Below are 21,306 nucleotides of genomic sequence, written 5' to 3' on the forward strand. Positions count from 1 at the left end.
CATCCGGCACTTACAGTATTAACGACGTTCCAGAATCTCGAAGCAGTAGCTGTGAGAGTTTTGCGCGTCGGCATCGTGGAATTCACTGAACACCGACTCCCAGTCATCCGGTTCGTAGTCCGGGAAATGCGTATCCCCTTCCACTTCCGCATCAATGTGCGTCAGATACAGTTTCTGCGCTTTTGGCAGGAACTGCTCATACACACGCCCACCGCCAATTACCATAATTTCAGGTTCATCGCCGCAGGCCGCAATTGCTTCATCCACAGACTTCACCCACTGCACGCGATCGTCGGTGCCTGGCTTACTGCTGATGACGATATTTTTACGCCCAGGTAACGGTCGCCCGATGGATTCCCAGGTGTGGCGTCCCATGACAACCGGCTTGTTTAAGGTATTACGTTTAAACCAGGCGAGATCGGCAGGGAGGTTCCACGGCATGGCGTTCTCCATACCGATGACGCGATCTACCGCTAACGCCGCAATCAGACTGATCATTGAATATTTCCCGGATACAAAAAAATTGTCGCCACTATACGGAAAGCGCAATCTTTCGTCGACTGGCGGAAAGAGGATGAACAGGAAAATTTTCCGTTCTGCTGGCGAACCGACCTATTTAAGGTGGTACGCCAGCATTACAGTAGTTCAAAAACAGTCAATTAGCAGTAAAGTTTGCAGAACATCACATTTTTTACCCTATGCTGACGGTTTCACTTCCGGCTCATCGGCGACGTCGCCCGTATGCTTACCTTCATCCGTGCCTTGCCAGCCATGGCGTTGAATTAACGATAAGTGCTGACGATCTTCCGCAATAATTTCACTCAGCATTGCGCTGGTGCGTTTATAAACGGCCGCGCGGGAAGTCGCGTCATTTTCCCCTTTCACCATCTCCTCTACCATCATGGTATTGAATCGGCGGAATACGTCAGCCCGCTCACGTGCCTCATAGCGCCCAAGCCCGAGACCTTCCAGCGCCAGACGTCCGGTCTTCAATGCACCTTCAAAGGTTTCACGTTCCGGCATATCCACGCCCGCCTGGCGCAGGCGGATGTAATGATCCACGTCGCGCGCACGAGCAATAATTTGCAGATGCGGGAAATGCTCTTTAACCATTTCGGTTAATTGCAGACTGGTTTGCGGATCGTCAATGGCATTAATAATGACTTCAGCTTTCGCCGCCCCGGCAGACTCCAGCAGATCCATCCGGGTCGCGTCGCCATAGAAAACCTTCATCCCGAATTTACGCAGCGTTTCGATATGGTCCGGGTCATGATCAAGAACCACCATTTTGACCCCGCTCGACAACAGCAAACGACCGGTTATCTGGCCAAATCGCCCAAACCCGGCGATGATCACCCTAGGTTGTTCCTCATCGATTTCATCGGCTTCCCGCTCTTCCTCAGTCGCCGATTTTTCCAGACGCGTCAAAATCACCAGCAAAATCGGCGTAGCCGCCATCGACAACGCCACCGCCAGCGTCAGCGATTTCGCCCAGTCAGGATCGAGCACATTTGCCATTTGCGCCGCGCCAAACACCACAAAGGCAAACTCACTGCCCTGCCCTAATAATACGGCAAACCAGCGACGCTGCTTGTTCGGCACCTGCAACGGTTTCGCTATCAACCACAGCATGACGGTTTTGATAACCAGGAAACCGACCAGTAGAATGATAATGCGCAAGGGATTATCAATCAGCGTACCAAAGTCGATAGACATCCCTACACCAATGAAAAACAGCCCCAGCAGCAGTCCTTTAAATGGTTCAATGTCGCTTTCCAACGCGTGGCGATACTCAGAGCTTGCCAGCAGCACCCCAGCCAGGAATGCCCCCATCGCCATCGACAATCCAACCTCTTCCAACAGCAGACCGAAGCCAAACACGAGGAACAGCGCAACGGCACTGAACACTTCCCGCAGGCCCGAACGGGCGACAAAACGCAAGGCAGGACGTGTGACATAACGACCTAACAGCACCACCAGCACCAGTGCGCCCGCTACCTTAAGGGCAGACAATGCAAACGCCCCAAGCGTTGTTGATGCGCCACTCGCTGCCAGTAATGGGATCATCGCCACCAGTGGAATAGCAGCGATATCCTGGAACAGCAGCACGGCAAAGGCGCTGCGACCCATTTGCGAAACCATCAGGTTGCGTTCATTCATTGCCTGCATAGCGATAGCCGTAGAGGAAAGCGCCAGTGTCATGCCGATCAGCTCCGCTACCTGCCAGCGCAGACCGAGGAACATACAGAACACACCAATCAGGCCTCCGCAAACCACCATTTGCAATGCGCCGCCGCCGAACACCGAGGCTCGCAGTTTCCACAAACGTTGCGGATCCAGTTCAAGGCCGATAACAAACAGCATCAGCACCACACCGATCTCCGCAAAATGCAGGATGGATTCGGCGTCCGTTACCAGCCTCAGGCCCCATGGGCCGATAATGCACCCGGCGATAAGATACCCCAGTACAGACCCGAGTCCCAGCCGTACGGCGATGGGGACAATTAGTGCCGCCGATCCGAGATAAATCAGCGCCTGTATCAGCGTATGGCTATCCATGGTGTGCCTCCTGCCATTCCATCAGACGCTGTTTGTAGTGACGCGCCTGCGCTTGCAGGGTTTCATCATCACAGATAAACGTACAGTGCATCGCAAACGGCGGTAGCCATTTGAGGCCACAATAAAGTGCCGTCGCCTGTAAGGGTTGAGAAAGCACATCAAATCCGGGATGGGAGCCAATATCGAAGTGGTTTTCACCGCCGCCGGTCGTCACCGCCCACAGCAGATGTTTACCGTGCAGCGCAGTACCGCCATGGCCATACGCCCAGCCGTGCGAAAGGACTTTATCCATCCACAGCTTGAGTAATGGAGGTGTGCTGTACCACTGCATCGGATGCTGCCAGATGATCAAATCAGCGCGTGCCAGCGCATCCTGTTCAGCGGCAATATCGATATTGAAGTCGGGGTAGAGCTGGTAGAGCGAGCGGATCTCCACGCCCTCCAGCGTCCTTGCCTGTTCAAGCATCCGCTTATTCGCATGCGAGTGCTGCGGATAGGGATGCGCATAAATGATGAGGATCATGATTAGCCTGTTTCACTGCATTATTGTAATAACAGTGAGTTTAGTCAGTTAATCCACAGGCTAACAGCCAATATTATTGAGGCCTATACACAAAATCATTCATGTTGCATCAAGGCGGCAAGGGAATGAATCCCCAGAAGCTTACTAAAGTAAGTGACTGGGGTGAATGAGCGCAGCCAACACTGAGGCAACTTGAAGGATGAAGTGTATATTAGTTGTCCAGCTCACTCATATCCTTAACCTGATCGCGGTTAATCTGTTCCGTCTTACCCGTTTGCGCATTTTTATACGACACCAGGCCAGTATCATCATCGACTTGCGGTTTGCCGTCAGTGACGATTGTTTTGCCATCGGTGGTTTTAACCGCCTGGTTTGAGGAACAACCGGCTACGGTAAATAGTGCTGCTGCGGTAAAAATTGAGGTGATCAGGATATGTTTTTGCATGGTGTTCTCCCTGCTTTTCAGTTGTTTTCAGTGATATACCCAGTTAACTGTAGGCTAACTGACTGAGTTGCAGGGAAAATACAGAACACTCCTAATAACTCGCCCTGGTCACGGGCTTACTGCGAATCGTCATTTGACTGGTTTGCGCCAGCGTCAGACCTCGCGTTTCCGGGGCGAAAGCGATGGACACCAGCAGGCCAATCAGCGAAATTCCTGCGCCCATCAGCATGACATTGCTGATCCCGTATTTGGTAATGAACACCGGCAGCGCCCAGGTTGAAACAATGGTGCCAATGCGGCTTAAGGACATAATCACCCCGACGGCAGATGCGCGAATGTCGGTAGGGAACAGTTCATTTGGGTACAGCCACTGAAGATTTCCCGGTCCCCCCGAGAAAAAGGCGTACACGGCAAACGCCAGCACCACCAGCCACGCTCCCATATCAGGAATTAACCCCAGCACGGCTAGCGCCAACGTCATCATAATAAAGCTGCCAATTAACAATGGCCGACGGCCCGCGCTATTGAGCCAGAACATGGGTGGAATGCACCCCAGCATAAAGCACAGGCTTATCACCACATTGCCCAACGCCGCGCTTTTCCCGGCACCAAGCCCCAACAGTCCAACAATCTGCGGACCAAAGGTATAAATGGCGAACATCGGGATCACCTGACAGGTCCAGATAGCGGCAACAAACAGGACAAACGGGAAATGACGGCGGTTAAACAGCTGCAGGAAGCGCGTCTCCTGCGGCGCATCTTCGTCGAACACCACCGGTTCGCCGAACAGTTTGATCATCATCGCTTCACACTCTTTCACCCGACCTTTACGCAGCAGCCAGCGCGGCGATTCAGGAAGATCAAAGCGCCCAATCAGGATCAAAATACAGGGGATCACCGCGCTGCCCAGCATCCAGCGCCATCCGCCCTCAACATCATACAGCCAGTAACCGACCAGATCGGCACAGGTGGCGCCGACATACCACATCGCGGCGATAAAACCGATGGAGAAAGCGCGCTGGCGGGTATTGGAGAACTCGGTAATCATCGATGTAGCAATTGGATAATCGGCACCAATCACAATGCCGATCAGCACACGCATCACCAACAGTTCAACGGGTGAGGAAACAAACATGGTTGCCGCCGATATCACGCCAATGGCGATAATATCGATGATGAACATTTTTCGCCGCCCGACCTTATCGGAAATGTAGCCAAACAGCGACGTCCCCACAAACAGACCGGCGAGCGTGCCGGCCCCCAGCAGACCAATCCACTGTGCGTCCAGTTTCAACGCTGGCGTGAGCTGTTCCAGCGCCACGCCAATCATCACCAGCACATAACCATCCAGAAATGGCCCACCGCTTCCCCACAGCATTATCCGGCGGTGAATAGAGGTAAATTTGATGTCATCAAAGTTCCTGGGCTGCTGCATAGCGACTTCCTGTTTCAACACGGGCAAAGCGTCATCTGTAGGCCGGATAAGGCGTTTACGCCGCCATCCGGCATTGGCGCCACATGATTGCCGGATGGCGACGCTACCGCGTCTTATCCGACCTACGGGTGCACAACCTCATACTTATTAGCCGTAGCGAAACTCCACGCCAAATGTCCCGCGCGGGTATTCCCACTTTTCGAGCGCTGTATCAAGTCCGAGAATGCGGCACGTTCCGCACTCCAGGCATCCGGCGTAATCAAAACGGACGCTGCCGTCGTCCTGTTTTTTATACAGTCCGGCTGGACAAGCCTTAATCAGTACTTCCAGCGCCTGTTTATCAGGATCGGTTTTGAGAATGATGTGCGGGCTGTCTTCATCCACATTGAACTTATTGACGCCCAGTTTGACGTCCACATTGACGGGAGATGTCATAATACGGTCACTCCTTTCAGGCCATCTTTCATCAGGTTGATGAAGCCCACTTTCTTCGCATGACGCAGGATTTTTTTGCGCATTGGCACCGGAGCGGAACCATCCACGGTGAACAGGTCGCGCGCGATACCGACCGCCATTTCGGGATAGGCGGTAAACATGCGTGGGTTATCAAGGAAAGCAGGAAGCTTCTGATACATGCGCATATCGCGCATTGGACCATCATCGAGATGCTGACGGTATTCGCCCAGCGACTGCTTGCTGAAGTCGTCGCGCTTCATCGCGGAAAGCACCGTTTTCGCCGCCGCTTCGCCTGCGGATATGGCGAGATCCATACCGCGGATAGTAAAGCCGAGGTTCATACACATTCCGGCAGCATCACCGGCAATCAGTACTCCGTCACCCACCAGTTCAGGCTGCATATTCATACCGGCCTCCGGTACGACGTGCGCGGCATATTCCACCAGCTTGCCACCGGCGATAAGTGGGGCAACCGCTGGATGCTGTTTGAAATCTTCCAGCATTTGCGGGACCGATTTTTTAGCATCTTTCAGATGATGAAGCCCGCAGACCAGCCCCAGAGAAAGGGTCGTTTCATTCGTATAGAGGAAGCCCCCGCCCATCAGACCATCGGTCGGTGAACCGGCAAACAGGCAGGCTGCGCCTTCGTTCCCCTGTAACTGGAAACGATCTTCAATTACCGATTTCGGCAATTCGATCAGCTCTTTTACGCCAACGGCAACATGTGATGCCTCAACGCGCCTGGCCATGCCCAGTTTTTCTGCCAACAAAGAATTCACCCCGTCAGCGAGGATCACCACTTTGGCTTCCAGAATATCGCCGTCGGCTTCCACGCCCACGACTTTGCCTTCTCGCTGCACAACGTTATCCACGCGAATACCGGTGATAAGCTGGGCTCCCGCCTCCTCGGCCTGCTCCATCAGCCAGGCGTCAAATTTGCTGCGTAAGACGGAATAAGAAACCTGCGACGATGCGGCCTCTTCACCATTGCAATAGTCGATGGTCATCGCCCCTTTGTCGGTCATAAAGGCGAGTTTTTCGTGGGTGATTATGCGTTCAATGGGGGCCTGCTCAGCAAAACCGGGAATGATGCGCTCCAGGCTATGCGCATACATGCGCCCACCGGTGACATTCTTCGCGCCAGCAGAATTGCCGCGCTCGATGACCAGCACCTGTGCACCTTCCCGAGCCAGCACCAGCGCCGCAACCGAACCGGCCAGACCTGCACCCACGATGATGGCATCAAAGATATCTTCGGACATACGTACTCCTGTCAGTGGCAGGATACTTTCGCACCCTGCCCGATTGGTTTAACGCGCCAGAGCCGCCGTCAGCGCAGGCAGGATCTTCAGCGCATCGCCAACGATGCCAAAATCTGCGTACTGGAAGATCGGCGCATTTTTATCTTTGTTGATGGCGAAAATCGTCTGCGCGCCGTTGGCGCCGACCATATGTTGGATCTGTCCGGAGATCCCCACGGCCAGGTACAGTTCTGGTTTGAGCATCAGGTTGGAAATGCCGACGTAGCGTTCGTGCTCCATCCACTTCTCGTTTTCCGCCACTGGACGGGAACAGGCCAGCTCAGCGCCAATCGCCTGGCACAGCGCTTCGGCCAGCGAGATATTTTCTTTGCTACCGATACCGCGCCCCACGCTGACCACCAGACGGGCTTTGTCGAGATCAACGCTATTGCTCTGACGCGCCTGAGTGGCCGTACGGGTCACGGCGATAGCCGGAGTCTGCCACTGGACGGTGTGCACCTCGCAGCTGCGAGCGGTATCCGGTTGCTGCGCGTCAAACGTTCCACTGCTGAGTGTGATCACAGCAAACGGTGAAGCGATTGTTTCTGCTCCCATCGCCAGGCCGCCGTAGACCATATGTTTGACCGCCGCTTTTCCGTCCTGTACTTCGACTGCGCTGGCGTCGTTTGAAACCGCAGCCGACAAGCGAAAGCCCAGCTTTGCCGCTAACAGCTTGCCCCGACGCGTATTCGGCAGCAGCACCGCGCCGCCCTCGCTGTGCTGACGAATGGTTTCGGCCATCGCATCGGCGTAGTCTTCAACCATACGGTCTTCTGGTTTGCCGCTGAGCAGCCAGACATGATCCGCCCCTAAATGGCATGCCGCCGCGCTGTCCTCATCACTGAGCACAAACGTGTTAACGTTTTCACCTAAAGCCTGCGCACCATTCATCAGTTCCGGCAGACGAGAAGGGGTATCGCTGAATACCCAGACACTGGAAAATTTGTTCATAACATCCCCTGATAATTAAATGATTTTGCGAAGATTCTCGACAAACGCAGCAATCTGTTCTTCACCGTCACCTTCAATCACAACGCGCTGACGCTCGCGCTGCTTCGGTGCGGCAACCTGTTGTTCGGAATACGCTTGCGCGCCGTTCATCCCAATGTCCGCAGACGACCAGACCTGAACCGGTTTTTTCGCCGCGCCAAGAATGGCTTTCATGGAAGGGATTTGAGGGGTGTTGATGTCGGTAGAGACCGCGATCACCGCAGGAAGCGGGATACTCAGGGTTTCAACTTCATCTTCCAGTTCACGCTCTACCGTCAGCGTGCTGTCGGTAAGAGAGAGGATTTTACTCACGCCGTTAATCGCCGGCACGTTCAGCATTTCGCCCACCAGCAGACCAACCTGCTGAGCATAAAGATCGGAAGAACCGTCGCCGCAAATAAGCAGATCAAAACCTGATTTTTGTGCGGCGGCAGCCAGCGCAGTGGCGGTTTGTTGCGGCAGCGCCTGTTCAAATTGATCGTCAATGACAACAATCAGTTCATCAGGGCCACGGGAGAGCACATCTTTGCGCCCTTTTGCATTGGCCAGCGCTTTGCCGCCGACGCTCATGGCCACAACCTGAGCCTCTCCCACCTGCTGTTTTAACTGGCAAGCCGCTTCGATCGCATTCAGATCATATTGGCTGATTTTGCCATCTGCTTTGCTGAAATCGAGTGTTCCATCAGCATTATTAATCGCAATATCCTGCTCATCAGGTACGCATTTGTAGCAAGTAATTATCTTCATTGCATCTCCAGAAATCATGAAGGAAACGTATTTATATCGGCGGTGTTAAATACAGATATCACGCTCTTTAATTCGGAAATAAAACATTAATCACCAATATTGAAAATGTCACACATTGATATTCGTAACTTTCAATAGTGTTATGCACCTCACCAATATTGAAAGAAACATGTCAATTACGAAAATTTTCAATATTGTTTGCTGGTTCAACAATATTGAACGCCAGTCACTTAAAAAAGTTAAAAAATCAACATTAACATTATGATTAATAAAAGAATTATTTGGATTTTCAGACAAAATAACCAGCATAAAAAAGTGTGACACAGATAACAGAATAGCCGGAAGTGAATACCCATTATGAGTTACTCACTGAGGCGCCCCAGAGGTTAAAAAGTTATCAACAAATCATTAATAACAAATAAACAAACAATCACATACGGGCACGCTAAATAAATTTCGTTTTCACACTGGAATTCACTTATGAAAAATGAAAAGAGAAAGTCGGGAATTGAACCGAAGGTTTTTTTTCCGCCATTAATAATTGTTGGGATACTTTGTTGGCTAACAGTAAGAGATCTTGATGCCGCTAACGTCGTTATTAATGCGGTATTCAGTTATGTCACCAACGTCTGGGGTTGGGCATTCGAATGGTATATGGTCGTCATGCTCTTCGGTTGGTTCTGGTTGGTCTTTGGCCCATATTCGAAAAAGAAATTAGGCGACGAAAAACCCGAGTTTAGTACCGCCAGCTGGATTTTTATGATGTTCGCTTCCTGTACATCCGCCGCGGTGCTGTTCTGGGGTTCCATCGAGATCTACTATTATATCTCTACCCCGCCTTTTGCTCTCGCCCCCAACTCCGTTGGCGCAAAAGAGATAGCTCTGGCGTACAGCTTGTTCCACTGGGGACCGCTGCCGTGGGCAACCTACAGCTTCCTTTCAGTCGCGTTCGCCTACTTCTTCTTTGTACGCAAAATGGACGTTATCCGCCCCAGTTCCACACTGGTGCCGTTAGTTGGCGAGAAGCATGCTAAGGGCTTGTTCGGCACCATCGTCGATAACTTCTATCTGGTGGCGCTGATCTTCGCGATGGGCACCAGCCTCGGTCTCGCTACCCCGCTGGTAACCGAGTGTATGCAATGGCTGTTCGGTATTCCGCATACGCTGCAACTCGACGCCATCATCATTACCTGCTGGATCATATTGAATGCCATTTGCGTGGCCTGCGGCCTGCAAAAAGGGGTCAAGATCGCCAGCGACGTACGTAGTTATCTAAGCTTCCTGATGCTCGGCTGGGTGTTTATCGTCAGTGGCGCCAGCTTCATCATGAACTACTTCACCGACTCGGTCGGCATGCTGCTGATGCATCTGCCGCGCATGCTGTTCTATACCGATGCCATCGGCAAAGGCGGCTTCCCGCAGGGCTGGACTGTTTTCTACTGGGCGTGGTGGGTTATTTACGCTATCCAGATGAGTATCTTCCTGGCACGTATTTCTCGCGGTCGTACCGTACGTGAACTGTGTTTCGGGATGGTACTGGGCCTGACCGCTTCCACCTGGATCCTGTGGACCGTCCTTGGCAGCAACACGCTGCTGCTGATGGATAAAAACATTCTCAACATCCCGCAGCTAATTGAACAACACGGCGTGGCGCGCGCCATTATCGAAACCTGGGCTGCTTTACCGCTCAGCACCGCCACCATGTGGGGATTCTTTATCCTCTGCTTTATTGCCACCGTCACGCTGATTAACGCCTGCTCCTACACCCTGGCGATGTCCACCTGTCGCGAAGTTCGTGATGGTGAAGAACCGCCGCTGTTGGTGCGTATCGGTTGGTCCGTTCTGGTCGGCGTCATCGGCATCGTTCTGCTGGCGCTGGGTGGGCTGAAGCCCATTCAGACCGCAATTATCGCCGGGGGATGTCCGCTGTTCTTCGTCAACATCATGGTGACGCTGTCCTTTATTAAAGACGCCAAAGTGCACTGGAAAGACAAGTAATTCTTATTAACCCAATTGATCAAGAGGCTGAAAGATGGATTTCAACTTAAATGACGAGCAGGAACTGTTTGTCGCCGGTATTCGTGAACTGATGGCCAGTGAGAACTGGGAAGCTTATTTTGCCGAGTGCGATCGCGACAGCGTCTACCCTGAGCGTTTTGTAAAAGCGCTGGCGGATATGGGCATCGATAGCCTGTTGATCCCGGAAGAACATGGCGGACTTGAAGCCGGTTTTGTCACCGTTGCCGCTGTTTGGATGGAACTCGGACGTCTTGGTGCACCGACTTACGTGTTGTACCAATTACCAGGCGGTTTTAACACTTTTCTGCGTGAAGGTACCCAAGAGCAAATTGATAAAATCATGGCGTTCCAGGGGACCGGTAAGCAGATGTGGAACTCTGCTATCACCGAACCGGGAGCGGGATCGGATGTTGGCAGTCTGAAAACCACTTATACACGCAAAGATGGTAAGGTTTATCTTAATGGCAGTAAGTGCTTTATCACCAGTAGCGCCTATACCCCGTACATCGTGGTGATGGCGAGAGATGGTGCATCGCCGGATAAACCTGTTTATACCGAGTGGTTTGTTGACATGAGCAAGGCGGGTATCAAGGTCAACAAACTGGAGAAACTCGGTCTGCGCATGGATAGCTGCTGTGAAATCACCTTTGACGACGTTGAACTGGACGAGAAAGACATGTTCGGTCGGGAAGGGAATGGTTTCAACCGTGTGAAAGAAGAGTTTGACCATGAACGCTTCCTCGTCGCGCTGACCAACTACGGTACGGCAATGTGCGCTTTTGAAGACGCCGCGCGTTACGCCAACCAACGCGTACAGTTTGGCGAAACGATCGGCCGTTTCCAGCTGATCCAGGAGAAGTTCGCGCTCATGGCGATCAAACTGAATTCCATGAAAAACATGCTGCTGGAAGCCGCATGGAAAGCGGATAACGGCACCATTACTTCGGGTGACGCGGCAATGTGTAAATACTTCTGCGCCAACGCCGCGTTCGAGGTGGTAGACACCGCCATGCAGGTATTGGGAGGTGTTGGTATCGCGGGCAACCACCGCATCACGCGTTTCTGGCGTGACCTGCGCGTTGACCGTGTTTCTGGTGGTTCTGACGAAATGCAGATCCTGACGTTGGGTCGTGCGGTACTCAAGCAATACCGATAGAACGACGCAACCTGTAGGCCTGATAAGACGCCTTAGCGTCGCCATCAGGCACTCAATGCCGGATGGCGGCGCGAGCGCCTTATCCGGCCTACATGGACACCCATAAATGCCAGGAGAAAAATGATGAATCATTTACCAATGCCAGCCTTCGGCCCGCTTTCCGGGGTACGCGTTGTCTTTTCAGGGATCGAAATTGCCGGTCCTTTCGCCGGACAGATGTTCGCCGAATGGGGCGCCGAGGTTATCTGGATTGAAAACGTCGCATGGGCCGATACCATCCGCGTGCAGCCTAACTACCCGCAGCTCTCACGCCGTAACCTGCACGCCCTGTCGCTGAATATTTTCAAAGATGAAGGCCGGGAAGCGTTTCTGAAGCTGATGGAAACCACCGATATTTTCATTGAAGCCAGTAAAGGCCCAGCCTTTGCCCGCCGCGGTATTACCGATGAAGTGCTGTGGGAACATAACCCGAAACTGGTTATCGCCCACCTTTCCGGCTTCGGCCAGTTTGGAACCGAGGAGTACACCAATCTTCCGGCGTATAACACCATCGCACAGGCGTTCAGCGGCTATCTGATCCAAAACGGCGACGTGGATCAGCCAATGCCCGCCTTCCCGTACACCGCCGATTACTTCTCCGGGATGACCGCAACGACAGCAGCGCTGGCAGCCCTGCACAAAGTGCGCGAAACGGGTAAAGGTGAAAGCATCGATATCGCTATGTACGAAGTGATGCTGCGCATGGGTCAGTATTTCATGATGGATTACTTCAACGGCGGCGAAATTTGCCCACGCATGTCCAAAGGCAAAGACCCATATTACGCTGGCTGCGGCCTGTATAAATGCGCCGATGGCTATATCGTCATGGAGCTGGTCGGCATCACGCAAATCAACGAATGCTTCAAGGATATTGGCCTCGCCCACATTCTTGGCACACCGGAAGTACCGGAGGGCACCCAGCTTATTCATCGTGTGGAATGCCCTTACGGCCCGCTCGTGGAAGAGAAACTGGACGCCTGGCTGGCAACGCACACCATCGCCGAAGTCCAGGCGCGCTTTGCTGAGCTGAACATCGCCTGCGCGAAGGTGCTGACTATTCCTGAACTGGAAAGCAACCCGCAGTACGTTGCCCGTGAATCTATTACTCAGTGGCAAACAATGGATGGCCGCACCTGCAAAGGGCCAAACATCATGCCGAAATTTAAAAACAACCCGGGGAAAATCTGGCGCGGCATGCCGTCACATGGCATGGATACTGCCGCCATTCTGAAAAATATTGGTTATAGCGAAGCAGACATAAATGAGCTGGTCGGCAAAGGCCTGGCCAGAGTTGAGGAATAAACGCGACGCGCTGACCCCTCGATGGTTAGCGCTCACGCCTGATTTCAGTGGATAAAGCAATATGGATATCGTTGGCGGACAAAACTTACGTCAGATGTGGGACGACCTGGCCGGGGTGTACGGAGATAAAACGGCGTTAATTTTCGAATCCTGCGAAGGAGTCGTTCGGCAGTTTAGCTATGCCTCGCTCAATGAAGAGATTAACCGCACCGCAAACCTGTTCCATTCCTTAGGGATCCGCAAGAGCGATAAGGTCGCATTGCATCTGGATAACTGTCCGGAATTCATTTTTTGCTGGTTTGGGCTGGCAAAAATTGGCGCCATCATGGTACCGATTAATGCCCGCTTGCTGGGTGAAGAAAGTGCCTGGATCCTGCAAAACAGCCAGGTAAGTCTGCTGGTCACCAGCGCCCAGTTTTATCCTATGTACCGCCAGATACGGCTGGAAAATAGCACCCCGCTTAATCATATCTGTCTGATTGGCGAACAGCTTCCGGCTGACGACGGCGTGAGTCACTTTACCCAACTGCAATCCCGCCAGTCCGCCACGCTGTGCTATACACCTGCGTTATCCACTGACGATACGGCGGAAATTCTGTTTACCTCAGGCACCACCTCTCGACCTAAAGGGGTGGTAATTACCCACTACAACCTGCGTTTTGCGGGCTATTACTCTGCCTGGCAAATTGCTCTGCGTAATGATGACGTCTACATGACGGTGATGCCCGCTTTTCATATCGACTGTCAGTGTACCGCCGCAATGCCCGCATTCTCCGCAGGCAGCACCTTTGTGCTGCTAGAGAAGTACAGTGCCAGGGCGTTCTGGAATCAGGTGCATAGATATAAGGCGACAGTTACCGAATGCATTCCGATGATGATCAGAACGCTAATGGTGCAGCCCGCTGCACCAACCGACAAACAGCATCACCTGCGCGAAGTGATGTTCTATCTCAATTTATCCGAGCAGGAAAAAGACGATTTTACCGAACGCTTTGGCGTCAGGCTGCTGACCTCCTACGGTATGACTGAAACCATCGTCGGTATTATCGGCGACCGTCCCGGAGACAAACGACGCTGGCCCTCCATTGGCCGCGTGGGATTTAGCTATGAAGCCGAAATCCGTGACGATCACAACCGTCCCCTGCCCGCCGGAGAAATTGGCGAAATCTGTATTAAAGGCGTGCCGGGCAAAACCATCTTCAAAGAGTACTACGCGCAGCCGGAGGCTACCGCCAAAGCGCTGGAGCCCGGGGGCTGGTTACATACCGGTGATTCGGGCTATCAGGATGAGGATGGCTATTTTTATTTCGTCGACAGACGCTGCAACATGATTAAACGCGGCGGGGAAAATGTCTCCTGCGTCGAGTTGGAAAATATTATTTCTGCGCATCCGAAAATTCAGGACATTGTGGTTGTCGGTATTAAAGATTCAATCCGTGATGAAGCCATTAAAGCGTTTATCGTCCTTAATGAAGGTGAAACATTAAGCGAAGCCGAGTTCTTCAGCTTCTGCGAAAACAATATGGCGAAATTCAAGGTTCCCTCTTTTATGGAGATAAGAGCCGACCTGCCGCGCAATTGTTCAGGAAAAATAATCAAAAAAAATCTGAAATAACCCTTCCGACAGGAACTCCTCCTGCCGGGAAATCTATTTATCTGGAGATGAACTATGAGTGAATCATTACATCTGACCCGTAACGGCCCGATCCTGGAAATTACCCTCGACCGACCTAAAGCCAATGCCATTGACGCCAAAACCAGCTTTGCCATGGGTGAAGCGTTTCTTAATTTTCGTGACGACCCGGAATTACGCGTAGCGATTATCACCGGCGGCGGTGAGAAATTCTTTTCTGCGGGCTGGGACTTAAAAGCGGCGGCTGAAGGTGAAGCGCCGGATGCCGATTTTGGCCCAGGTGGCTTTGCCGGTTTAACCGAAATTTTCGACCTCGATAAACCGGTCATCGCTGCGGTAAACGGCTATGCGTTTGGCGGTGGTTTTGAATTGGCGCTGGCAGCGGATTTTATCGTCTGCGCGGATAACGCCAGCTTCGCACTACCGGAAGCCAAGCTCGGGATCGTGCCAGACAGCGGTGGCGTACTGCGTCTGCCTAAGCTGCTGCCACCGGCAATCGTCAACGAAATGGTGATGACCGGCAGACGAATGAGCGCCGAAGAAGCGCTGCGCTGGGGCATCGTCAACCGCGTTGTCAGCCAGAGCGAACTGATGGATAGCGCGCGTGAACTGGCGCAGCAGTTGGTGAATAGCGCCCCGCTCGCGATCGCCGCACTGAAAGAGATTTACCGCACCACCAGCGAAATGCCGGTGGAAGAAGGCTACCGCTACATCCGCAGCGGCGTGCTGAAGCACTATCCATCTGTACTGCATTCGGAAGATGCGCTTGAAGGTCCGCAGGCGTTTGCCGAAAAACGCGACCCGGTGTGGAAAGGTCGTTAATGAGCCGATGCCGGATAGCGATTCGCTGATCCGGCAATAAAACCGAGATAAAACGATGAGCTACTACGCCTTTGAGGGCCTGATTCCGGTGGTACATCCGGATGCCTTTGTCCATCCCAGCGCCGTGCTGATTGGCGATGTCATAGTGAGTGCCGGAGTTTATATTGGCCCCCACGCGTCATTGCGCGGTGACTATGGTCGCTTGATCCTGGAGGCTGGTTCTAATTTGCAGGATGGCTGCATCATGCACGGCTACTGTGACACCGATACCATTGTGCATGAGAACGGACACATCGGCCATGGCGCAATCCTGCACGGTTGCGTGGTGGGCAGAGATGCGCTGATCGGCATGAACAGCGTCATTATGGACGGCGCAGTGATTGGCGAAGAGAGCATTGTCGCCGCCATGAGCTTTGTCAAAGCCGGATTTCAGGGAGAGGCAAGGCAGATGCTGGTTGGCTCACCCGCTCGCGTATTGCGTGAAGTCACGGACCAGGAACTGCACTGGAAACGGCTAAACACCAAAGAGTATCAGGATCTTGCAATCCGCTGCCACACAGGTCTACACGAAACACTGCCCTTAACGCGGGTCGAAGAAAACCGGCCACGCCTGAAAGGCACAACGGACGTAAAACCCAAATCAGCACAGTAATTGATGCCGGATGCGCTCACGCTTATCCGGCCTACGCGTCAATCACCGTTTATGCCGCCATCAGGCAAACTGATTATTAGCGACGCATACTCTTGGAGAGCATCATCTGCCATTTCTGCTCACGGTTGAGCTCTGTTGGAGGAACGGCAGACAGGCGTGGCGTTTTCGCCATGCTCACCTTTTTCTCCTGCAAATTGTGATTCAGTCGGCTGTAGAGATGAGAGTCAATACTCACGACTTTCACCAGACGCTGGCACTGACAACCCCGACCGGCAATCTGATTAGGGATCATCTTAACTTCACAAACAATTTCTCCCACTTCCGACAGAATATAAGAGAGCGTATTAATTGCTTTGCAGTGCTCGATATCAAAATGGCGGGAAATTTCCTTTGCGGTGATCCAACGATCCTCGGCCATCATCCAGTCAGCAATTAACAAATAAAGCGGTCTTTCAACATATTTTTCACACATAAGCACACCATTTTCACAAATTAAAAATCTGGCTACGGCCTGTCCAAATTAATAAAAACTAAGCCATATTAAAATTGTGGATATAAAGGATAGTATGCGACTTGAATGTTGATTAGTGTGAGCAATATCGTGCTTATTACATTGAAAATGTGGTTACGGAAACGGACTTGTCCAGGAATGACCTTACGCAAGACAAAAAAAGGGTTTCTTTACAGAAACCCTTTCAAAATTATATTACAGGTCTGGTTAGAGCAATATTCACCGGACCTTTTGTTTATTACTTTTTGATCTGCGCGTGCATTTCCTGCACCGATGTTACCTTCTCGGTGGCATCGGCATTCAACGCCATCGCTGTGGCGAAACCGCCGTTCAGCGTAGTGTCATAATGCACTTTGTACTGCAGCGCGCTGCGGCGAATCAGCTTGGAGTCTTCAATCGCCTGACGACCTTCGGTGGTGTTGATGATATAGGTGTACTCGCCATTCTTGATACGGTCCTGAATGTGCGGACGACCTTCATGCACCTTGTTCACCAGACGTGGATTGATACCCGCTTCACCCAGCACAATCGCGGTCCCGTGCGTCGCATCCAGCTCGAAGCCAAACTTCAGCAGTTTCGCTGCCAGGTCCACCACGCGCTCTTTATCACCTTCGCGAACGGAGAGCAGCGCACGACCCTGTTTTTTCATGGTGGAGCTGCTGCCCAACTGTGCCTTGGCGAACGCTTCCGCGAAGGTACGGCCCACGCCCATCACTTCCCCGGTAGAGCGCATTTCTGGCCCTAACAGCGGGTCAACGCCCGGGAATTTGTTGAACGGCAGCACCACTTCTTTTACCGAGTAGTACGGAGGGATTACTTCTTTGGTTACGCCCTGCTGTGCCAGCGTTTTCCCGGCCATCACGCGCGCCGCGACTTTCGCCAGCGGTACACCAGTTGCCTTGGAGACGAACGGAACGGTACGTGCCGCACGCGGGTTCACTTCAATCAGGTAAACTTCGTTATTCTTCACCGCAAACTGGACGTTCATCAGACCGCGAACCTGCAGTTCGAAGGCCAGTTTCTGCACCTGTTGGCGCATCACATCCTGAATTTCCTGGCTCAGGGTGTAAGCAGGCAGAGAACATGCGGAGTCACCGGAGTGTACGCCCGCCTGTTCGATATGCTCCATGATGCCGCCAATCAGCACCATTTCACCGTCGCAGATAGCGTCCACGTCCACTTCAACCGCGTCATCAAGGAAACGGTCCAGCAGTACCGGCGCATCGTTAGAAACGCTGACTGCGGTCTGGAAGTAGCGACGCAGGTCGGCTTCGTCGTAGACGATTTCCATCGCGCGACCACCGAGAACATACGACGGACGCACTACCAGCGGGTAGCCAATCTCTTTCGCCTTCTCAACAGCCTGTTCGATAGCCGTTACGGTAGCGTTCGCCGGTTGTTTCAGCTTCAGACGGTCAACCGCCTGCTGGAAACGCTCGCGGTCTTCCGCGCGGTCGATGGCATCCGGGCTGGTACCGATAACCGGTACACCTGCCGCTTCCAGCGCACGCGCCAGCTTCAGCGGGGTCTGTCCGCCGTACTGTACGATGACGCCTTTCGGCTTCTCGATACGCACGATTTCCAGTACGTCTTCCAGCGTGACCGGTTCGAAGTACAGGCGGTCAGAGGTGTCGTAATCAGTTGAAACGGTTTCCGGGTTACAGTTGACCATGATGGTCTCGTAACCGTCTTCGCGCAGCGCCAGCGAGGCGTGTACGCAGCAGTAGTCAAACTCAATACCCTGACCGATACGGTTTGGACCACCGCCCAGCACCATGATTTTATCGCGGTCAACGGACGGGTTCGCTTCGCACTCATCTTCATATGTGGAGTACATGTAAGCGGTGTCGGTGGCAAATTCTGCCGCACAGGTATCCACGCGTTTGTAGACCGGGTGCAGATTGTACTGGTCGCGCAGTTTGCGGATTTCCGCTTCGCGAACGCCGGCCAGTTTCGCCAGACGCGCATCGGCGAAGCCTTTACGCTTCAGTACGCGCAGGAAGTCAGCGTCGAGGCCGTTGATGCCAAGGTCGGTGACTTTTTCTTCCAGACGTACCAGCTCTTCAATCTGCACCAGGAACCAGCGGTCGATGTTGGTCAGGTTGAACACGCCATCGACGGACAGGCCAGCACGGAAGGCATCGGCGATGTACCAGATACGCTCAGCGCCAGCGTCTTTCAGCTCACGACGGATTTTAGTCAGTGCTTCCGGGTCGTCCAGGCTTACTTTCGGGTCGAAGCCGGTCGCGCCCACTTCCAGACCGCGCAGCGCTTTCTGCAGCGATTCCTGCTGGGTACGGCCAATCGCCATCACTTCACCGACAGATTTCATCTGCGTGGTCAGGCGGTCGTTAGCACCAACGAATTTCTCGAAGTTGAAGCGTGGTATTTTCGTCACAACGTAGTCGATGGACGGTTCAAACGAGGCCGGAGTACGGCCACCGGTGATGTCGTTCATCAGTTCGTCGAGGGTGTAACCTACGGCCAGCTTGGCGGCAACTTTCGCAATCGGGAAGCCGGTAGCTTTGGACGCCAGCGCCGAGGAGCGGGATACGCGCGGGTTCATCTCGATGACAATCAGGCGACCGTTTTTCGGGTTTACCGCAAACTGGACGTTAGAGCCGCCGGTTTCTACGCCGATTTCACGCAGTACCGCCATCGAGGCGTTACGCATGATTTGATATTCTTTGTCGGTCAGCGTCTGGGCAGGTGCTACGGTGATGGAGTCACCGGTATGGATGCCCATCGCATCGAAGTTTTCGATGGAGCAGACGATGATGCAGTTGTCGTTTTTATCACGCACCACTTCCATCTCGTACTCTTTCCAGCCAATCAGTGATTCATCAATCAGCAGCTCGTTGGTTGGGGAAAGATCCAGACCGCGTTCGCAGATTTCTTCGAACTCTTCGCGGTTGTAGGCGATACCGCCACCGGTGCCGCCCATGGTGAAGCTAGGGCGGATAATGCACGGGAAGCCAACGTCAGCGGCAACCGCCAGCGCTTCTTCCATGGTGTGAGCGATGCCTGAACGTGCGGTGTCGAGACCAATCTTCTTCATCGCGATATCGAAGCGACGACGGTCTTCCGCTTTATCAATGGCATCCGCCGTTGCGCCAATCATGGTCACGCCGAACTCAGCCAGTACGCCCTGGCGTTCCAGTTCCAGCGCACAGTTCAGCGCTGTCTGACCGCCCATGGTTGGCAGCACCGCATCCGGGCGTTCTTTCTCAATAATTTTGCGTACCACTTCCCAGTGAATCGGCTCGATGTAAGTGGCATCGGCCATTTCCGGGTCGGTCATGATGGTTGCCGGGTTGGAGTTCACCAGAATAACGCGGTAACCCTCTTCACGCAGGGCTTTACACGCCTGCGCGCCGGAATAGTCAAACTCACACGCCTGACCGATAACAATCGGACCCGCGCCCAGAATCAGGATACTTTTTATGTCTGTACGTTTTGGCATGGCTCTTTTACTCCTGATTATTTCGCGGACTGACGGTATTGCTCAATTAACTCGATAAAGTGGTCGAACAACGGTGCAGCGTCGTGCGGACCCGGACTCGCTTCAGGGTGCCCCTGGAAGCTAAACGCCGGTTTATCGGTACGATGAATCCCCTGCAAGGTGCCGTCGAACAGTGACTTGTGGGTCACGCGCAGGTTGGCAGGCATGGAGGCTTCATCTACAGCAAAACCGTGGTTCTGTGCGGTGATCATCACGGTATTGTTATCAATATCTTTTACCGGATGGTTGCCGCCGTGGTGGCCAAACTTCATCTTAATGGTCTTCGCGCCGCTCGCCAGCGCCAGCAGCTGATGGCCGAGGCAGATGCCAAATACCGGAATATCGGTTTCGAGGAATTTCTGAATCGCGGTAATCGCGTAGTCGCACGGCGCCGGGTCGCCAGGGCCGTTGGACAGGAAAATACCGTCCGGATTCATCTTCAGAACGTCTTCTGCTGAGGTTTTCGCCGGTACAACCGTCAGGCGGCAGCCGCGGTCCGCTAACATACGCAGAATGTTACGTTTGGCGCCGAAATCGTAAGCCACAACGTGGAACGGCATTTCATCGGCAGATTTCGCTTCCGGCAGGTCACCGGCCAGCGTCCAGCTCCCCTGCGTCCAACTATAAGGCTCCGCGGTGGTTACCTCTTTCGCCAGATCCATACCGTTCAGGCCTGGGAAAGCTTTTGCTTTTTCCAGTGCCAGCGCCGCATCCGGGTTATCGCCCGCGATGATGCAGCCGTTCTGTGCACCCTTTTCACGCAGCAAACGCGTCAGCTTACGGGTATCGATATCAGCAATCGCCACAATGTTATGGCGCTTGAGGTAAGAAGAGAGGTCTTCAGTATCGCGGAAGTTGCTGGCAATCAGCGGCAGGTCGCGGATGACCAGGCCTTGCGCATGTACCTGAGAAGATTCTGCATCGGCTTCATTGGTGCCGACATTACCGATATGAGGATAAGTAAGAGTGACGATTTGGCGGGAATAGGAAGGATCAGTGAGGATTTCTTGATAACCGGTCATTGAAGTATTGAAAACGACTTCCCCAACCGCCGAACCTGTTGCCCCTATGGCCCGACCGTGAAACTGGGTTCCGTCTTCCAGAACCAATAGCGCTGACTTAATCAAAACACCCTCCAGAGAATATTCACTCACTTTATTTGCATATTAATTCATTAACACCTCATGAATCAATGCAAATTTGCTTACCTATGG

Annotated in this window: 18 protein-coding genes; 6 read left to right on the top strand and 12 right to left on the bottom strand. The window is 53.1% G+C overall.

Annotated elements, in window-relative coordinates; translation table 11 throughout:
• Positions 1-18: 18 nt before the first annotated feature.
• The 9 genes from folA to OGX89_RS03485 form a co-directional block, all read right to left on the bottom strand.
• Complete coding sequence (gene folA, locus OGX89_RS03445; RefSeq protein WP_003018873.1) at positions 19-498, bottom strand: type 3 dihydrofolate reductase; 480 nt, start codon at positions 496-498, stop codon at positions 19-21.
• A gap of 198 nt (positions 499-696) precedes the next feature.
• A complete protein-coding gene (kefC, locus tag OGX89_RS03450; RefSeq protein ID WP_003829616.1) occupies positions 697-2,559 on the bottom strand; it encodes a glutathione-regulated potassium-efflux system protein KefC in 1,863 nt (620 codons plus the stop codon).
• Positions 2,552-3,082 carry a glutathione-regulated potassium-efflux system oxidoreductase KefF gene (gene kefF / locus OGX89_RS03455; RefSeq protein ID WP_003829618.1) on the bottom strand — a complete coding sequence of 177 codons (531 nt, stop codon included), beginning with the start codon at positions 3,080-3,082 and terminating at the stop codon, positions 2,552-2,554. The genes kefC and kefF overlap by 8 nt, the downstream gene beginning before the upstream one ends.
• A 211-nt stretch (positions 3,083-3,293) precedes the next feature.
• Positions 3,294-3,527: a YgdI/YgdR family lipoprotein gene (locus OGX89_RS03460; RefSeq protein WP_003018880.1), complete on the bottom strand. Its 234-nt coding sequence runs from the start codon at positions 3,525-3,527 to the stop codon at positions 3,294-3,296.
• A 91-nt stretch (positions 3,528-3,618) separates the two neighbouring features.
• Positions 3,619-4,962, bottom strand: coding sequence for an MFS transporter (locus OGX89_RS03465; protein ID WP_126956910.1), 1,344 nt, complete (start codon positions 4,960-4,962; stop codon positions 3,619-3,621).
• A gap of 147 nt (positions 4,963-5,109) precedes the next feature.
• Complete coding sequence (gene fixX, locus OGX89_RS03470; protein WP_000203736.1) at positions 5,110-5,397, bottom strand: ferredoxin-like protein FixX; 288 nt, start codon at positions 5,395-5,397, stop codon at positions 5,110-5,112.
• Entirely contained in the window at positions 5,394-6,680 is a 1,287-nt protein-coding gene (locus OGX89_RS03475; protein ID WP_126956912.1) for an FAD-dependent oxidoreductase, read from the bottom strand. Before OGX89_RS03475 ends, fixX begins: the two co-directional genes overlap by 4 nt.
• A gap of 48 nt (positions 6,681-6,728) precedes the next feature.
• Positions 6,729-7,670, bottom strand: a complete 942-nt coding sequence (locus OGX89_RS03480) for an electron transfer flavoprotein subunit alpha/FixB family protein (protein ID WP_126956913.1) — start codon at positions 7,668-7,670, stop codon at positions 6,729-6,731.
• A gap of 15 nt (positions 7,671-7,685) precedes the next feature.
• Positions 7,686-8,456, bottom strand: a complete 771-nt coding sequence (locus tag OGX89_RS03485; RefSeq protein ID WP_126956914.1) for an electron transfer flavoprotein FixA — start codon at positions 8,454-8,456, stop codon at positions 7,686-7,688.
• A 480-nt stretch (positions 8,457-8,936) separates the two neighbouring features.
• On the opposite strand from OGX89_RS03485, the gene caiT reads away from it, so the two are divergent.
• From caiT to caiE, 6 genes are all read left to right on the top strand, one after another.
• Positions 8,937-10,454: an L-carnitine/gamma-butyrobetaine antiporter gene (caiT, locus tag OGX89_RS03490; RefSeq protein WP_003829695.1), complete on the top strand. Its 1,518-nt coding sequence runs from the start codon at positions 8,937-8,939 to the stop codon at positions 10,452-10,454.
• A gap of 34 nt (positions 10,455-10,488) precedes the next feature.
• On the top strand, positions 10,489-11,631 hold the full coding sequence (caiA, locus tag OGX89_RS03495; protein ID WP_003829698.1) for a crotonobetainyl-CoA dehydrogenase: 1,143 nt from the start codon (positions 10,489-10,491) through the stop codon (positions 11,629-11,631).
• Between the two features lie 123 nt (positions 11,632-11,754).
• Positions 11,755-12,972, top strand: a complete 1,218-nt coding sequence (caiB, locus tag OGX89_RS03500) for an L-carnitine CoA-transferase (RefSeq protein ID WP_126956952.1) — start codon at positions 11,755-11,757, stop codon at positions 12,970-12,972.
• 61 nt (positions 12,973-13,033) lie between these two features.
• Positions 13,034-14,587, top strand: a complete 1,554-nt coding sequence (caiC, locus tag OGX89_RS03505; protein ID WP_063941088.1) for a crotonobetaine/carnitine-CoA ligase — start codon at positions 13,034-13,036, stop codon at positions 14,585-14,587.
• Positions 14,588-14,641: 54 nt separating this feature from the next.
• Positions 14,642-15,427: a crotonobetainyl-CoA hydratase gene (gene caiD / locus OGX89_RS03510; protein ID WP_063941087.1), complete on the top strand. Its 786-nt coding sequence runs from the start codon at positions 14,642-14,644 to the stop codon at positions 15,425-15,427.
• A 55-nt stretch (positions 15,428-15,482) separates the two neighbouring features.
• A complete protein-coding gene (gene caiE, locus OGX89_RS03515; RefSeq protein ID WP_126956916.1) occupies positions 15,483-16,079 on the top strand; it encodes a carnitine operon protein CaiE in 597 nt (198 codons plus the stop codon).
• Between the two features lie 76 nt (positions 16,080-16,155).
• On the opposite strand, the gene caiF is transcribed toward caiE, so the two are convergent.
• The 3 genes from caiF to carA form a co-directional block, all read right to left on the bottom strand.
• Positions 16,156-16,551, bottom strand: a complete 396-nt coding sequence (caiF, locus tag OGX89_RS03520) for a carnitine metabolism transcriptional regulator CaiF (protein ID WP_003829705.1) — start codon at positions 16,549-16,551, stop codon at positions 16,156-16,158.
• Between the two features lie 277 nt (positions 16,552-16,828).
• Positions 16,829-20,053, bottom strand: a complete 3,225-nt coding sequence (carB, locus tag OGX89_RS03525; protein ID WP_003829707.1) for a carbamoyl-phosphate synthase large subunit — start codon at positions 20,051-20,053, stop codon at positions 16,829-16,831.
• Positions 20,054-20,070: 17 nt separating this feature from the next.
• Positions 20,071-21,219, bottom strand: coding sequence for a glutamine-hydrolyzing carbamoyl-phosphate synthase small subunit (gene carA / locus OGX89_RS03530; protein WP_003829709.1), 1,149 nt, complete (start codon positions 21,217-21,219; stop codon positions 20,071-20,073).
• Positions 21,220-21,306 lie beyond the last annotated feature (87 nt).

The sequence above is a fragment of the Citrobacter sp. Cpo103 genome, assembly GCF_030332605.1.
Lineage (GTDB): Bacteria > Pseudomonadota > Gammaproteobacteria > Enterobacterales > Enterobacteriaceae > Citrobacter > Citrobacter portucalensis.

What these genes read in the sequence shown, in the direction of transcription:
- caiF (WP_003829705.1), bottom strand. Translation starts at nt 16,551, where the DNA reads ATGTGTGAAAAATATGTTGAAAGACCGCTTTATTTGTTAATTGCTGAC.
- folA (WP_003018873.1), bottom strand. Translation starts at nt 498, where the DNA reads ATGATCAGTCTGATTGCGGCGTTAGCGGTAGATCGCGTCATCGGTATG.
- OGX89_RS03460 (WP_003018880.1), bottom strand. Translation starts at nt 3,527, where the DNA reads ATGCAAAAACATATCCTGATCACCTCAATTTTTACCGCAGCAGCACTA.
- kefC (WP_003829616.1), bottom strand. Translation starts at nt 2,559, where the DNA reads ATGGATAGCCATACGCTGATACAGGCGCTGATTTATCTCGGATCGGCG.
- caiT (WP_003829695.1), top strand. Translation starts at nt 8,937, where the DNA reads ATGAAAAATGAAAAGAGAAAGTCGGGAATTGAACCGAAGGTTTTTTTT.
- OGX89_RS03465 (WP_126956910.1), bottom strand. Translation starts at nt 4,962, where the DNA reads ATGCAGCAGCCCAGGAACTTTGATGACATCAAATTTACCTCTATTCAC.
- OGX89_RS03485 (WP_126956914.1), bottom strand. Translation starts at nt 8,456, where the DNA reads ATGAAGATAATTACTTGCTACAAATGCGTACCTGATGAGCAGGATATT.
- OGX89_RS03475 (WP_126956912.1), bottom strand. Translation starts at nt 6,680, where the DNA reads ATGTCCGAAGATATCTTTGATGCCATCATCGTGGGTGCAGGTCTGGCC.
- caiB (WP_126956952.1), top strand. Translation starts at nt 11,755, where the DNA reads ATGAATCATTTACCAATGCCAGCCTTCGGCCCGCTTTCCGGGGTACGC.
- carB (WP_003829707.1), bottom strand. Translation starts at nt 20,053, where the DNA reads ATGCCAAAACGTACAGACATAAAAAGTATCCTGATTCTGGGCGCGGGT.
- caiD (WP_063941087.1), top strand. Translation starts at nt 14,642, where the DNA reads ATGAGTGAATCATTACATCTGACCCGTAACGGCCCGATCCTGGAAATT.
- caiE (WP_126956916.1), top strand. Translation starts at nt 15,483, where the DNA reads ATGAGCTACTACGCCTTTGAGGGCCTGATTCCGGTGGTACATCCGGAT.
- caiC (WP_063941088.1), top strand. Translation starts at nt 13,034, where the DNA reads ATGGATATCGTTGGCGGACAAAACTTACGTCAGATGTGGGACGACCTG.
- kefF (WP_003829618.1), bottom strand. Translation starts at nt 3,082, where the DNA reads ATGATCCTCATCATTTATGCGCATCCCTATCCGCAGCACTCGCATGCG.
- OGX89_RS03480 (WP_126956913.1), bottom strand. Translation starts at nt 7,670, where the DNA reads ATGAACAAATTTTCCAGTGTCTGGGTATTCAGCGATACCCCTTCTCGT.
- fixX (WP_000203736.1), bottom strand. Translation starts at nt 5,397, where the DNA reads ATGACATCTCCCGTCAATGTGGACGTCAAACTGGGCGTCAATAAGTTC.
- caiA (WP_003829698.1), top strand. Translation starts at nt 10,489, where the DNA reads ATGGATTTCAACTTAAATGACGAGCAGGAACTGTTTGTCGCCGGTATT.